Annotated in this window: 12 protein-coding genes and 1 riboswitch; of the genes, 8 read left to right on the top strand and 4 right to left on the bottom strand. The window is 45.8% G+C overall.

What is annotated here, in order from left to right; translation table 11 throughout:
* Positions 1–15: 15 nt before the first annotated feature.
* Entirely contained in the window at positions 16–2442 is a 2427-nt protein-coding gene (gene plsB / locus R2S67_RS20585) for a glycerol-3-phosphate 1-O-acyltransferase PlsB (protein ID WP_053807606.1), read from the bottom strand.
* A 368-nt stretch (positions 2443–2810) separates the two neighbouring features.
* Between plsB and lexA the strand changes: the two genes are divergently transcribed.
* From lexA to dinF, 3 genes are all read left to right on the top strand, one after another.
* Entirely contained in the window at positions 2811–3434 is a 624-nt protein-coding gene (gene lexA, locus R2S67_RS20580; protein WP_005393778.1) for a transcriptional repressor LexA, read from the top strand.
* A gap of 188 nt (positions 3435–3622) precedes the next feature.
* Complete coding sequence (locus R2S67_RS20575) at positions 3623–4423, top strand: class I SAM-dependent methyltransferase (protein ID WP_411057801.1); 801 nt, start codon at positions 3623–3625, stop codon at positions 4421–4423.
* Positions 4424–4478: 55 nt separating this feature from the next.
* Positions 4479–5828 carry an MATE family efflux transporter DinF gene (gene dinF / locus R2S67_RS20570; protein WP_317346845.1) on the top strand — a complete coding sequence of 450 codons (1350 nt, stop codon included), beginning with the start codon at positions 4479–4481 and terminating at the stop codon, positions 5826–5828.
* Between the two features lie 57 nt (positions 5829–5885).
* Here dinF and sthA read toward each other — a convergent pair whose 3' ends face one another.
* The gene (gene sthA / locus R2S67_RS20565) at positions 5886–7316 is read right to left on the bottom strand and encodes a Si-specific NAD(P)(+) transhydrogenase (protein WP_005389689.1); all 1431 of its coding nucleotides are present in this window, start codon (positions 7314–7316) and stop codon (positions 5886–5888) included.
* Positions 7317–7579: 263 nt separating this feature from the next.
* Here sthA and fabR point away from each other — a divergent pair, with 263 nt between their 5' ends.
* Positions 7580–8221 (top strand): HTH-type transcriptional repressor FabR, encoded by a 642-nt coding sequence (gene fabR / locus R2S67_RS20560; RefSeq protein ID WP_005378632.1) that lies wholly within the window; start codon positions 7580–7582, stop codon positions 8219–8221.
* Entirely contained in the window at positions 8221–8586 is a 366-nt protein-coding gene (locus tag R2S67_RS20555; RefSeq protein ID WP_005378634.1) for a YijD family membrane protein, read from the top strand. Before fabR ends, R2S67_RS20555 begins: the two co-directional genes overlap by 1 nt.
* Before the next feature lie 66 nt (positions 8587–8652).
* Here the strand turns inward: R2S67_RS20555 and trmA are convergent, their stop codons facing one another.
* Positions 8653–9762, bottom strand: coding sequence for a tRNA (uridine(54)-C5)-methyltransferase TrmA (gene trmA / locus R2S67_RS20550; protein WP_033907263.1), 1110 nt, complete (start codon positions 9760–9762; stop codon positions 8653–8655).
* A gap of 184 nt (positions 9763–9946) precedes the next feature.
* A riboswitch (cobalamin riboswitch) is annotated at positions 9947–10147 on the top strand.
* 55 nt (positions 10148–10202) lie between these two features.
* Between trmA and btuB the strand changes: the two genes are divergently transcribed.
* The 3 genes from btuB to murI are packed head-to-tail and all read left to right on the top strand — an operon-like array spanning position 10203 to position 13626.
* Positions 10203–12038, top strand: a complete 1836-nt coding sequence (gene btuB / locus R2S67_RS20545; protein ID WP_317346844.1) for a TonB-dependent vitamin B12 receptor — start codon at positions 10203–10205, stop codon at positions 12036–12038.
* Positions 12039–12098: 60 nt separating this feature from the next.
* Positions 12099–12782 (top strand): ATPase, encoded by a 684-nt coding sequence (locus tag R2S67_RS20540; RefSeq protein ID WP_085344494.1) that lies wholly within the window; start codon positions 12099–12101, stop codon positions 12780–12782.
* 40 nt (positions 12783–12822) lie between these two features.
* Positions 12823–13626, top strand: coding sequence for a glutamate racemase (gene murI / locus R2S67_RS20535; RefSeq protein ID WP_046874611.1), 804 nt, complete (start codon positions 12823–12825; stop codon positions 13624–13626).
* On the opposite strand, the gene R2S67_RS20530 is transcribed toward murI, so the two are convergent.
* Complete coding sequence (locus tag R2S67_RS20530; protein ID WP_031780357.1) at positions 13589–14044, bottom strand: RNA-binding protein; 456 nt, start codon at positions 14042–14044, stop codon at positions 13589–13591. The two genes, murI and R2S67_RS20530, sit on opposite strands and share 38 nt — an antisense overlap.
* Between the last annotated feature and the right edge of the window lie 310 nt (positions 14045–14354).

Genomic DNA, 14354 nt, shown 5'->3' with positions numbered 1-14354 from the left:
AAGAAGGTAAAACGGTTACGACTGAAGTTGATGAATACTCTCTTCGATCGTCAGTTTCACTTCTGGATAAAGCAGAGTGAATAGTAATCGTGCAAATTGCTGCGTTTTCTTCGTGTCACAGTTACCATCGTTATCGAGGTATTTTTGCTGTTTGAGCGTATTGAACATAGCGGTAAACACACCTTTATCGAAGAATTCTGGCGCATTAATACCGTGTAAGCGTCCTAAACGTTGAGCAATATCTTGGCTCTTCTGTTCTAGGTCCGATTTACCGAGCTCTGGGTAAGCAACAAGCAAGTTCATCGCGATAGAGTAGCGCTGCAGTGTTTCCGTGATTGTACGACCTAGCAGAACCAAAGGCTGGTTGTTCGACTGATTGATCTCCAGCTTATCACCATCGAGGCTAATCATTTTCTGATCGGCAAACTCATGCAGTGTTTTAACGACCAATTCATCCAACTCGTCTTCTTGATAGCTTAAGAACAACTCTTTCTTCAAGAATGGGTAGATTTGCGCGACATTCGCTTGAATCTTTTCTACCGAAAGGTTGCGCTGACGAATGATCATCTGAGCAATTAATGATGGCAGAGCAAACAAGTGGATGATGTTGTTGCGGTAGTAGGTCATCAGGATTGACTGGCTACGATCCAGCGAAATGATGTCACCCATGCTATCGGTTTCAATCACGAACTTATCAAGTGAAATCGCATGATCGACCAACTCCTCAGCACTTTCAGTAGGGATAGTGGAGGTGCTTGAGTACGGGTTGTTTTTGAGTAGCTTTAAGTAACACTCAATCTGGTTGATCAGCGAGTCACGAGAAAGTGCACGTTGACGAGAAGCAAGCAGTGCGGTTGCACACAAGGTCAACGCGTTTGCCGCCGCCGCATCGTTGATGTGCGTCATCATCTTATTAGCAAGGTCGTTGACCACAGGGTTCATCCATTGTGGTTTGTTACCACCCATGCTGTCGATGTCTTTCGTCCATTCAGGAGCGTGCTCGTTCAAGTATTGGTTGAGCTGAATTGGCTCACCGAAGTTCACATAGCCCAAACCAAAGTTACGCAGTTTACGCAGAGTACGCAGTACAAGCCCTGCGTTTTCTTTCTCTTTGCGTTTGCCACGCAGCTCTTTCGCGTAAGTGCCTACTTCCATTACGTGCTCGTAGCCGATGTAGACCGGCACTAGTGTTACTGGGCGGTTTAGACCACGTAGCATTGCTTGGATGGTCATAGCCAGCATACCCGTTTTCGCTTGCAGTAAGCGACCTGTACGTGAACGGCCACCCTCACTGAAGTACTCGACTGAATAGCCTTTGGCAAACAGCTCAGCTAGATACTCGCGGAAAATGGTTGAGTACAGTTTGTTACCTTTAAAGCTACGACGAATAAAGAACGCCCCACCGCGACGGAAAAGAGGACCGGCCGGGAAGAAGTTCAGGTTAATGCCTGCCGCAATGTGCGGAGGCACCATGCCTTCATGGTATAGAACGTAAGACAACAGTAGGTAGTCCATGTGACTACGGTGACACGGAACGTACACAATTTCGTGGCCATCTTGCGCTAAACGACGCACAGTCGAGGCGTTATTGATGTGCAACCCTTGGTACAGCTTGGTCCATAACCAACTCAGGATGCGGTCGCCGTTTTTCACTAGACCGTAGGAGAAGTCGGCGGCGATTTCATCCATGATGTCGTGGGCTTCTTTACGTGCCTTATCAATCGAGATATTTTTGCTCTTGGCTTCGTCAGCGATCGCCAGTTCAATAGCTGGAGATTTTAATAAACGAGCAAACAACACTTGGCGTTGTGGCAGGTTTGGGCCTGAAGCCGCAAGTTTTTGGCGAGAGAAGTGGATACGCGCCACGCGAGCCAATTTGTGCGCAATTGCGCTGTCGGTACCGTGAGAGTCTGCCATATAACGCAGAGATACCACGGGACTAAAGCGAACCAAGCAGTCGCGTCCTGCTGCTATTACCGCTTTCGCCTTTTGCGGGCCATTCATTGGCTGAAGGTAAGGCTTTTGGTTTTCTTCTTTACCTGGTTTACGACCCCAAAGCACGGTTGCAGGGATCATTTGAACGTCCAACTCACTATCCAGCTTATGCAGTTCCAGTAAGTCAGAGAACAGAGAGACAGAATCGGTTGGGACATCATTATCGTTGTTCATCACAGTTGGACGCGCAGCGATAAAGACGAAACGGTTCAGCGTTTTGCCATTGATTTCCAGCGGACTGAGCGGGTCAGGCAGACCAAGGCTCATGGCTTGTTTTTGCAGTGTCAGCAAATCCACGTTCGAGCGGAACGGCAGGGCATATACAATCGGCTTAGCGAGGTCGATATTCAGATCTTCAATCGGGTTCGACGGGATTGTGGTGCCCTTTACCAGTACCGATAAAGGTAGTTTTAGTAATGAACGTGAAAATGATTGTCCAGAAGACATAAAGTTCACAGCCTCAATAGGTATTCAAACAGGCCTAACCTTATTTCAGTGTCCGCTTTGCATGTCTTCTATAGAAAAAGAAATGAGTACGGCAAAAGAAATAAGCCTAGGCGATAAAATTTAAGCGCAGCAAGGATACCAGAAACTGGTCAAACCTTTTAATTTTATTGGCTGTAAATTAGTCTAACTCCTAAGTTGTTGCTTTACTTTGATTAACTGAAAAGGCGGTGTTTTAAACGCATGAATAATGAACTTGGGCAGCAAACGAAGTGCACTCCACAAATAAATTAAAAAACAACCAATTGGGTTTTCATTTGAGCATTTACTGGATATACTCACAGTTAACTGTATAAAAAGACAGGTGAGACATGAAGCCGTTAACGCCACGCCAACAACAAGTCTTCGATTTGATCAAAAGTAAAATCGATGACACCGGAATGCCACCAACTCGTGCAGAGATTGCGCGTGAGCTTGGCTTCCGCTCTGCGAATGCCGCAGAGGAACACCTAAAAGCGCTTGCTCGTAAGCAAGCAATTGAAATTATCCCAGGTGCATCGCGTGGGATTCGTATCCTACTTGATGACTCTGCCGCTAATGACGAACAGGGCTTGCCTTTGATTGGTCAAGTTGCTGCGGGTGAGCCCATATTGGCTCAGGAACACGTAGAAGCGCACTACCAAGTCGACCCTGCGATGTTCAAGCCGCAAGCGGATTTCTTACTTCGTGTAAATGGCGAAAGTATGAAAGACATCGGGATTATGGATGGTGACTTGCTCGCGGTGCATAAGACCCAAGACGTGAGAGACGGTCAAGTTGTCGTTGCGCGTGTTGATGATGATGTGACTGTGAAGCGTTTGGAGCGCAAAGGTTCAACCATATTACTGCATGCTGAGAATGAAGAGTTTGCCCCAATTCAAGTGGACTTAACGTCTCAGCATCTTACGATTGAAGGCTTAGCCGTTGGTATTATTCGTAATACCGATTGGATGTAAGTGTATTTAAGCAGCCCAGTTCATCTGGGCTGTTTTGTCTTTTCTCTTCTTTTCTCTTTTTCTACTTCCTCCAAAAGCTTGCTTATCATCTTGACCTTGTTTGTTTTGACCAATTTATAAGCTTGATAATGTAATTGATATTCATTATCATCTATTTCAATGTCTATGTTTTCTCTCTGGCGCAGGAAATGCCCATGTATCAGTCTAAACATCAAGTTCCTAACCATTTATTAAAGCCACTGTTATTGCGTAGCCGTGAAAGCATGGTCGACAATGGCTTGGTGTACGATCCGATTGCTGCTAAAGCGTGTTTGAGCTGTAAGATGGCGCCGGATTGTTTGAGTGGTGATATTGCGCAGAAGCAATTGCTGCACGTGACGCTGACCCAGCTTTGTGACCAGCAGGTTAGTCACTTCTTACAGCAGTATCCCGATGCTTGGATTATCAATGTCGGAGCTGGGCTGGATACCCGCTTTTATCGTTTGGATAATGGACGCTGCCATTGGATAGAGCTGGATGTGACGGAAAATTTGGTATGGCGTCAGCGCTTGTTCCACAAAAATGAACGTTATGAACATCGCTCTGGCAGTGTGGATGAAATGTCGTGGCTAGAGACGTTAGCCATTCCAGAGCAAGCACCGGTACTCATTTTATGTGAAATGGCACTGCTCGATTGCACAGAGCGTCAAGTCGCGAAATTTATTCAAACCTTGGGTCGACATTTTGTCTCTGCTGAACTGTGTATGGTGCTGGCAGGAGATTTAACGGAAACCAAGTGGGGACAAAAGCTTGGCTCTGATCGCTATGCACATGGCTTTGAAGCGCCCGCAGAACAGATATTGCAATGGTTACCATGGGCACAGTGGGTGAAAGCTTTTTCGCCATTCGATCGATTCTGTTCTCGTTGGAAAGCTTGGCAGCGTTGGCTTAATAAGATTCCAATGTTGAAGCATCGCCTCACGCCAGTCCTCGTTCACATCAAGTGGTAATTGGCTAGTCGTTAAGCGCTCAGGTACACTCGTCGATCTTACTGATGAGGTGCCTGTGACAAATTCAATCTTCTCTCCTTTATCTAACCCAAAAGTTCATCGCCAAGTCTTAGCTTTAGCGATACCTATGGTGCTGTCGAATATTACTGTTCCATTACTCGGTTTGGTCGATGCTGCGGTGATTGGTCATCTAGACCACGCTTGGTATTTGGGCGGTGTTGCGTTGGGCAGTACCATGATCAGCGTGACATTTTGGCTGCTTGGTTTTTTACGTATGTCGACTACTGGGTTGGCGGCGCAGTCCTATGGCGGTGAAGACCGAAAACAACTTGCCTTGGTGTTCATGCAAGGCTCACTCATGGCACTGCTGTTTGCGTTAGTCTTCCTTATTGCCCATAACCCACTTGCTGATCTGATTTTTGGCTGGAGTGATGCCAGTGCTGAAGTGAAGCACTACGGCATGCAATATTTCTCTATCCGTGTGTGGAGTGCCCCCGCAGCTCTAATGAACTTTGTGTTGTTGGGCTGGTTGCTCGGCACGCAAAACTCCAAAGCGCCTATGTGGATGGTGATCATCACCAACGTGACTAATATTGCCCTCGATTTGTTGTTTGTGATGGGTTTGGGGTGGAAAGTAGAAGGCGCTGCGCTGGCATCGGTGATTGCTGACTACTCAGGCATGGTTTTTGGTCTCATGTGTGTCTGGAAAACCTGGCGAGAGAGGCAATTACCATCACCTCAAAAGTTGCTAACCAGCACTCATCACGGTTTAGGGCGCTTCGTGAAATTGAATCGCGATATTTTCTTGCGCTCTTTGTGTCTGCAAGCGGCTTTTAGCTTTATGACGTTCCAAGGCGCAAGCTTTGGTGATGAGGTTGTCGCTGCAAATGCGGTACTGATGAGCTTCCTGATGATTATCTCGTATGGCATGGATGGCTTTGCTTATGCAATGGAGGCCATGGTCGGGAAGGCGATTGGCGCCAAAGATAGGCAACAATTGAGTGCATCGCTTGTCGGTACTTTTTTTTGGAGTTTGGCTATTTGCTTAGGACTGACCGCGCTCTTTGGTTTGGCGGGATCGCAGTTGATCGCCATGATCACTTCAATTGAGGCTGTACAACAGCAAGCAGCGGTGTATCTACCTTGGCTGGTGGTGATGCCACTTGCGTCGATGTGGTGCTTTCTATTGGATGGCATTTTTGTCGGTGCAACCAAAGGCAAAGACATGCGCAATAGTATGTTTGTCGCGACCAGCAGTTTCTTCGTTGTCTTTTACTTGTTCGCCGAGTGGGAAAATCACGCGCTGTGGTTTGCAATGACGAGCTTTATGTTGATGCGGGGTATTGGTTTAGGGGTTATCTTTCTCTACCAATGGCGTAAGGATACCTTCCTCGCACAATGTTGATATAAAAACAGCAGGTCCAAGCCTGCTGTTTTTCTGTTTGCTATCAAGAAGCATAGATTAGAACAAGCGGTTCAAACCATTCAATGCAGCGACACGATACGCTTCGGCCATCGTCGGATAGTTGAAGGTGGTATTGACGAAATACTCGATGGTATTCGCTGAGCCTTTTTGCTCCATAATGGCTTGACCGATGTGGATAATTTCCGCGGCACGTTCGCCAAAGCAGTGAATCCCTAAAATTTCTTTGGTTTCACGATGGAACAATATCTTCAAGCTGCCGATGTCTTTCCCTGCGATCTGTGCACGAGCTAGATGCTTGAACGAAGAGCGTCCTACTTCATACGGTACTTTCGCAGCTGTTAGCTCTTGCTCGGTTTTACCCACAGAGCTAATCTCTGGGATGGTGTAGATACCTGTTGGAATATCATCAATCAGATAGTTTTCTGCCTGACCTTTCGTAATGGCTTGTGCGACAAATCGCCCTTGGTCATAAGCGGCGCTTGCAAGGCTAGGGTAACCGATGACATCGCCTACAGCGTAAATGTGCTCAATATCGGTTTGGTAGTTACGGTTTACTTTTAGTTGTCCGCGAGAATCCGCTTCCAGACCCACTGCACCCAAATTCAACTTATCGGTGTTACCTGTTCGACCATTCGCATACAACAAACAGTCCGCCTTCATCTTCTTGCCAGATTGTAGGTGAATAATCACGCCATCTTCTGTGCCTTCGATTTTTTCATAGGTCTCATCATTACGAATTACCACACCGCTGTTCCAGAAGTGGTAAGACAGCGCATCTGACACTTCGTTATCCAAAAACTCCAACAAGCGGTCTCGGGTATTGATAAGGTCGGTTTTCACTCCAAGGCCGCGGAAGATAGAAGCGTATTCACAACCGATAACGCCTGCACCGTAAATGATGATATGGCGAGGGTCGTGTTTCAGGCTCAAAATGGAATCACTGTCGTAGATGCGCTCATGCAAGAAATCAACGTCGTTAGGCTGATACGGACGAGAACCCGTCGCGATGACAAACTTATCCGCTGAATAGATTTCTTCTGTGCCGTCGCTTTGCATTACTGCAATTGAGTAGTTATCGATAAATCGCGCGGTTCCGAACAAAAGTGTGCATGAGTTACGGTCATAAAAGCCCTGACGAAGTCGAGTTTGCTTATCAATGACCGATTTAGCATGACCTAAAATGTCAGAAAATGTTGCATGAACGCTGGTGTTGTTTCGACAAAATAGCGGGTTGCTATTAAATTCAATGATGCGGCTAACGGCATGACGCAGTGCTTTTGATGGAATAGTACCCCAGTGAGTACAACCGCCGCCGACACTGCTTTCTTTCTCGACAATGGCAACATTCAGTCCCGCTTTGGTTAATCCCATTGCAGCCCCTTCTCCGCCAGGGCCACTACCGATTACGATCACGTCATAGTGATTAACATGCGCCATGATGCCTTCCTTGTTATATTTGCTTAACATTGCTTTAGCGCGATTTTAACTCATTTACTCTATTGGTACACGTCATGCCTGTTAGAGAGTGGAAGTGATCACGCAGAATCGACCAAAAGGATGATTTGGTATGTTGTATGTCTATAAATTGCATCGAGAACATTGCAATTAGATGCATGCCAATAGTAACGTTCTCGGCGCTCAGAGCGAGCGAAGCAACATATCTTTCTCCGTAGGAACAAATTGCGTTATATTGAGGCTCTTGTACCCTACAGAAAAAGAGCAAGTTAAGAATGAAATCGATGGGAATCCGCGCACAGCAAAAAGAGAAGACACGTCGATCATTGATCGATGCGGCATTTAGTCAATTAAGTGCGGATCGCAGCTTTTCCAGCCTTAGCTTGCGAGAAGTCGCCCGAGAGGCAGGGATTGCACCGACTTCTTTTTACCGTCACTTCAAAGATATGGATGAGCTAGGCTTAACCATGGTTGATGAAGGCGGTTTGCTACTACGTCAACTGATGCGTCAGGCGCGTCAACGTATTGTGAAAGAAGGTAGCGTAATTCGTACCTCGGTCGAAACCTTTATGGAATTCATTGAAAGTAGTCCGAACGTTTTTCGTTTATTGTTGCGTGAGCGCTCCGGCACTTCTGCTGAATTTCGTACCGCTGTTGCTCGAGAAATCCAGCATTTTGCGGCAGAATTAACCGAGTATTTAATGAGCACCGGCGTGACCAGAGAAGAGGCGTATACTCAAGCAGAAGCGTCTGTGACTTTGGTTTTCAGTTCGGGGGCTGAAGCTTTAGATTTAGATCGACGTGAGCGCGATGAACTCGCCGAGCGATTGATCATGCAATTGCGAATGATAGCCAAAGGGGCCTATTGGTATCGCAAAGAACGTGAACGTAACCGATTAAAAGGCGGGATAGAATAATGTCGAATGGAAATAAATCTGAAAAGAAAACGCTGATTTTGGCACTGGTTGCAGGTATGTGTGGTGATGCTTTGTTGTCATGGTTGACCATGAGTGAAGTGTCTTTTTCAATCTTCCCATTGATTGCACTCGTACTGGCTGTACAAGCTCTTTACCAAGAGTACCTAAATAATCCGGTATCAGAAGATATCCCATTAGTTGGCTTGGCGTGTTTCTTCGTAGGTGCGTTTGGTCACTCTGCGTTTATTAAAGCGCAATACCCAGAAGCAGGCTCAAACTTCTTTGCGATCATGGTTTCAATGATCTTACTCGCATGGATTGGTAAGAAGCTAGGGTTTGTCAGCAAGAAGACTTCTGCGGAATAAGCAAAACGAATCAAATACAAAAAAAGCGAGCCATTGAGCTCGCTTTTTTGTATTTGACGCCGTGGGTTACGCTTTGCGTTCCAATAGCACGCCCGCTTCCATGTGGTGGGTATAAGGGAATTGGTCAAACAGAGCAAAACGCGTCACGTTGTGTGTTTCGCATAGAATGTCCAAGTTCTCTTTTAGAGTCTCAGGGTTACAAGAGATGTACATGATGCGCTCGTAACCTTGCACCATTTTACAAGTATCGACATCCATCCCAGCACGTGGTGGGTCGACAAAAATCGTGTTGCAGTTGTAGCTCTTCAGATCCACTCCTGCATCTTGTAGACGACGGAATTCACGCTTACCCTCGATCGCTTGAGTAAATTCCTCTGCTGATAGACGTAAGATTTGTACGTTATCAATCTTATTGGCCGCGATGTTGTACTGTGCAGATACAACCGATGGCTTAGCTAGCTCAGTTGCCAGGACGCGGTCGAAATTCTGTGCCAACGCCAGCGAGAAGTTACCGTTACCACAGTAAAGTTCTAGTAGGTCACCAGTGCTTTCTTGGGTGCAGTCGACCGCCCATTCCAGCATCTTCTCTGCGACTTTGCCGTTCGGCTGAGTGAAGCTGTTCTCTACTTGTTGGTAGATGTAGCTTTGACCATTTACATCGAGCTTCTCGATCACGTAGTCGCGGTCTAGGACAATCTTCATCTTACGAGCACGACCAATGATGTTTAGATTGAAGCCTTCATCATTTAAACGCTGTTTAAGGGCTTTCGCGTTTTCAATCCACTCTTCATCAAGTTGGCGATGGTAAAGCAGTGAAACCAGAATCTCACCGCTTAGCGTCGACAGGAAATCCACCTGGAACAGTTTACGACGTAGCGAGTCGTTGTCTTTCATCGCTTCAACCAATAGTGGCATCAGGTCGTTGATAAGACGGCTTGCTGCAGGGAATTGGTCAACACGGTATTTCTCACGAGTTTCTTGGTTGAACATGATGTAGTAAAGATCTTCGCCTTCATGCCAAACACGGAACTCAGCACGCATGCGGTAGTGCTGCTCTGGTGATTCAAACACTTCCAGTTCTGGCATGTTGTATGGCGCGAACATATCCGTGAGACGTTCGACTTTTTCAGCCAGTTGTTCTTGGTAGCGTTGTGGGTTTACATCAAGAGTAGCCATGATCTTACCTTTTATGGTGCATTCAATTTAAGAGCGCAGATTTTATTCAATCTCAATAGGATGTCCAGTTTTGTACTGGAATTGATTTAAAGATAGTGCGTACAGACAGAGTAGAAAGCAAAATCAATCAAAACGTTACAACTTCTAAGGACAATATTGGCTGGACAAATAATCAATAGCTGAATAATATTTGCCTCAAGTTGGTGCTATCTAGCAATCTAGATGGCTGAAATGGGAATCTGGTGTGAATCCAGAACTGACGCGCAGCGGTAAAAGAGAACGAACGCTCATCAGACACTGCATTAGTTTATGTGGGAAGTCGAGCAAGTAGGCGGTACACCCGTGCTCTTGAGTCCGAATACCTGCCAACAACTGAGCCACAGCACTGGACTGTCATGACGACAGGGCTCGGAAGGAATTACGCGATTTAGGACAATACAATGAGAAAATCCGCACTGGCGATCACTTTGGCATCGCTGCTTTCACCTGTCTCTTATCTACAGGCCCAAGAAACCTCCACTGACGAAACCATCGTTGTTACTGCAAACCGTTTTGAGCAAGCCGAAAGCCGTACGTTGGCAGATGTCGAAGTGGTTACTCGACAAGACATTGATCGCATTCAAGCGAAAACCCTACCAGATGTGTTGCGCCGTCTTACGGGTATTCAAGTTTCACAAAATGGTGGTCGTGGTCAGTTAGCGTCTTTATTTGTTCGTGGTACCAGTTCCGACCAAGTTCTAGTACTGGTTGATGGCGTACGTTTTGCGCGTGCAGCGAAGGGCGCTGTGGACTTTAACCAAATCCCACTTACTTACGTTCAACGGATTGAGTACGTGCGTGGTGCGCGTGCGTCACTTTATGGTTCAGAAGCGATTGGTGGCGTGATCAATATCATCACTATTGCGCGTGCTGACGAAGAAGGAACGAAGTTAAGCGCAGGTTTAGGTAGCTTAGATTACCAAGAATTGAGTGTGGCATCTGGCATTAAAGTCACAGAGAGCGGCCAGCTGAATATCGCGCTTGGTAGTGAAAGTGATGATGGTTATAACGTTCGTCCTGTACCGGGAGTTAATGACGGCGATCGCCATGGCTTTGATACAAAGAATGGTCTGCTAGGTTACGTGCATAACTTCAATGACCAGTGGTCTGTATTTGGTAACCTACGTGCTTACGAAAATGTTTATCAATATGACAGCAGCTACGGCAGTCGCGGTTATTACGAAGCAGAAAAAGACGACCTTTCTGCCACTCTGGGCGGTAAGTATCAGTCTGATAATGTGATGTCAGAACTACAAGTAACGGCACAGAAACAGAAGTCTTGGAACTATGAGCAAGCAAAAGGCAAACACTCAGGTACTGAAGATGAACTTGAGCAGCAAAATGTCCAGTGGACCAACAGTTACTTGCTAAACAATAATACGACGTTTGCTGGTGGTATTGATTGGCGTAATGAGTCTTATAAAGACAAGAGTGCGAATAAAACGTTTGATCGTACCAATGGCGCTCTGTTTGGTATGGCAACCACTAGTATTGATAAAGCAATGCTTGAGGGCAGTGCTCGCCTTGATGATAACGAAGAATACGGTAGTGAGTTCACTTACAGTTTAGCGGCTGGTTACCAATTTGTGCCAGAGTTTGGGGTTAAAGCTTCTTTTGGTACTGCGTTTAAGGCTCCAAACCTATATCAACAGTATGACCCAACGTACGGTGAGAAAGATCTTAAGCCGGAAGAGTCAGATGCTTGGGAGCTAGCATTCAGCGGTGATGTCCAAGGCGTTTTTTGGTCCGTAACGGGTTATGACTATAAAATCACGAATCTTATCGATTACCATCCAACCACATATAAATATTTGAATGTCGATGGTGAAACACATATCCAAGGTGTGGAGCTTGTTGCTGAGTTTGATACAGGGATTGTGCAGCACCAGTTGAGTGCGGATTACAAAGATGCTGAAGACAATAAAGGGCATCAGTTGCAGCGCCGCGCTAAAGAAATGTATAAGTGGAACGCTTTAGTGAGCTTCGATAAAGTGGACTGGTCGGTTAGCTATCAGTACGTAGGTAAGCGTCCAGATGTGGATTACAGCACTTGGCCTTCACAAGATATCACGCTTTCTTCTTACTCGTTGGTTGATACGGCTGTGACTTACTATCCGAATGAGTCGACCTCTATTAGTGCTCGTATCGATAATCTATTTGATGAAGAGTATGAGATGGCAAAAGGTTACCCTGCCGCGGAGCGAGCGTACTATCTAAACGTCGGCTACGAATTCTAATCGTGAATGAACACAAACCGCCTTCGGGCGGTTTTTAATATTTTTGTGATGGAAAATCGAATGACGAAACCTAAGCAAGTGGTGATCAGTTGGTCCAGCGGTAAAGATTCGACATTAACGCTTGAGCGCCTTAACGAGAATCCAAATTATCAAGTTGTCGGTTTGTACACGACTTACGTAGGGAAAGAAGTCCCTTTCCAAGCAACTCCGCTTGAGGTTGTACAAATGCAAGCAGACTTACTTGCGCTTCCGCTCATTACTATCGAACTGCCTGAAGTCTTTCCGAGTAACGACATTTATCAATCGACCATCGTTAATGCATTACAAAGTAGTGGTCTGAATATAGAAGCTGTCGCATTTGGCGATATGTTTTGCAATGGCATTGCCGAGTACCGACGCAGCTATATTGAACCTGCTGGCTGGGAGTGCGTCTTTCCGCTATTAGGGGAGAGCAGCGACAAACTAGCGATGGAAATCATAGAGCGTGGTATTCAAACTATGTTGATCACCATCGACGGAAGTGTTCTCCCTCCAGAGTGGTGTGGTCGCTGGTATGACAAAGTCCTAATAGAGTCATTACCAAGTCAAATTGATCCCTGTGGGGAAAATGGTGAATTTCACACACTGGTCACGTCTTCGCCGTCTTTTCAAGGGCATATCGAGCTGACGAAGCGAGATGTAGAATCTGGAGATAGATTCAGCCATCAAAGATACCATGCTAAAGCATTGCCAAAACAAATCTAAGCAGTATGATCGCAACGTTTCTGTTCTTTAGGTAAGGCTCGTGCGAGTAGCAAGTAAGAAAAAAGTCCTAGTTTTTGACTCCGGTGTTGGTGGTCTTTCTGTATTCCAAGAGATACATCGCCTATTGCCGCATCTTGACTACTTATACTTATTCGATAATCAGGCTTACCCTTATGGTGAACTCGATCAGGCGGTACTCATTTCACGAGTTAACCAACTGGTCTCTTCATTAGTCGAAGAACACCAAGTCGACATTGTTGTCATTGCTTGTAATACGGCAAGCACCATAGTGCTTCCTTCCTTACGTGAAAATCTATCGATTCCCGTTGTTGGTGTTGTCCCTGCGATTAAACCCGCATCGCTTTTGGCATCAAAAGGGGTAGGGCTGATCGCCACTCCGGCGACAGTAACACGCCAATATACTCACGAGTTAATACGAGACTTTGCGCAAGGCAAACCAGTTGAGCTGTTGGGATCAACTCGCTTGGTGGATATGGCCGAAGAGAAGTTGCGAGGCAACAGCGTTTCTCTAGACGAACTGACAAAAATCCTGCTTCCGCTTCGCGATAAAGTAGACGTTGCGGTGCTCGGTTGTACTCACTTCCCTTTAATCAAAGAGGAAATTCATCAAGCTTTGGGTGGGGACGTTACTTTAATTGATTCGGGTGCAGCCATTGCACGTCGAGTAAAAGCATTACTATTAAGTGATGAAATTGAGGATACGGAAGAGGGAAGTAAGTCGATTTATGCCAGTGCAACTCCTTGGCAGGAAGATGCACTGAACATTTGTTTAAAGAAGCTAGGTTTTAATCCTGTTCTGGTTTACCACCATCCGGGTGTTTAGGATCGTTCGCAATTCTCACTTTTAGCGTTCTCTCCATATATTCCTTTTCATTCAGTTTAGCGATAGCTGGCTTGGCATCTGCCGCAGCCATCACGACAAAACCAAACCCTCTTCTTTTTCCAGTGCGCTTATCTTTCATTAAGCGTACTGCATAGACCTGTCCATATTCAGCAAACAAATCGCGAACGTGACTCTCATTGGCCTTATAAGGAAGGTTGCCGACATACAGAGTTTTAGTTGATGGATCCGAGTCTGTTGATTGAATAGAAGGTGTCTGGCTAGAAAATGAAAATAAAAAAGCAGTAGCGATAACACCAATGAGAAAACTCAAGGCTGGTGGGATGGTGACTTGAGAGAAGACGATTCCCCCAACGACGGCCAGCCCAGCACATAAAATCAGATTTTTTTTAGACGTCATTTTAATTACTACACATAGTGATAAAGAGATCGATTGTCCATTAACAGAATAGACACATGAATCTTACGTATATGGTTGGTGTTTTTCCAACCAATTGCTGTGATATGTCTCAAATGTGACGAAGAAATATGCAAACATCACGCTTTTGGCTAACTAATGACCTGTTGAAAGTTTTTTTGCAAAAAACGCTTGTACTAATTTCTCAACTCCCTATACTGCGCATCCACCGACACGGAGTGAGACGAAAGTCACACAGCGAGTCGGAAGTGAGAGAAAAAGAAATTTGAAAAAATGCTTGACTCTCTCACGG

Origin of the sequence: Vibrio sp. T13N, assembly GCF_032970445.1 — a bacterium.
In the GTDB taxonomy this organism is placed as follows: Bacteria; Pseudomonadota; Gammaproteobacteria; order Enterobacterales; family Vibrionaceae; genus Vibrio; species Vibrio diabolicus.
The sequence above is the reverse complement of the archived record's forward strand: the minus strand, read 5'-3'. Positions and strand labels throughout refer to the sequence as shown.

Excerpts from the sequence above, each read along its gene's own strand:
- fabR (WP_005378632.1), top strand. The coding sequence starts at position 7,580 with ATGAAATCGATGGGAATCCGCGCACAGCAAAAAGAGAAGACACGTCGA.
- R2S67_RS20530 (WP_031780357.1), bottom strand. The coding sequence starts at position 14,044 with ATGACGTCTAAAAAAAATCTGATTTTATGTGCTGGGCTGGCCGTCGTT.
- sthA (WP_005389689.1), bottom strand. The coding sequence starts at position 7,316 with ATGTTAAGCAAATATAACAAGGAAGGCATCATGGCGCATGTTAATCAC.
- R2S67_RS20540 (WP_085344494.1), top strand. The coding sequence starts at position 12,099 with ATGACGAAACCTAAGCAAGTGGTGATCAGTTGGTCCAGCGGTAAAGAT.
- plsB (WP_053807606.1), bottom strand. The coding sequence starts at position 2,442 with ATGTCTTCTGGACAATCATTTTCACGTTCATTACTAAAACTACCTTTA.
- R2S67_RS20575 (WP_411057801.1), top strand. The coding sequence starts at position 3,623 with ATGCCCATGTATCAGTCTAAACATCAAGTTCCTAACCATTTATTAAAG.
- R2S67_RS20555 (WP_005378634.1), top strand. The coding sequence starts at position 8,221 with ATGTCGAATGGAAATAAATCTGAAAAGAAAACGCTGATTTTGGCACTG.
- lexA (WP_005393778.1), top strand. The coding sequence starts at position 2,811 with ATGAAGCCGTTAACGCCACGCCAACAACAAGTCTTCGATTTGATCAAA.
- trmA (WP_033907263.1), bottom strand. The coding sequence starts at position 9,762 with ATGGCTACTCTTGATGTAAACCCACAACGCTACCAAGAACAACTGGCT.
- btuB (WP_317346844.1), top strand. The coding sequence starts at position 10,203 with ATGAGAAAATCCGCACTGGCGATCACTTTGGCATCGCTGCTTTCACCT.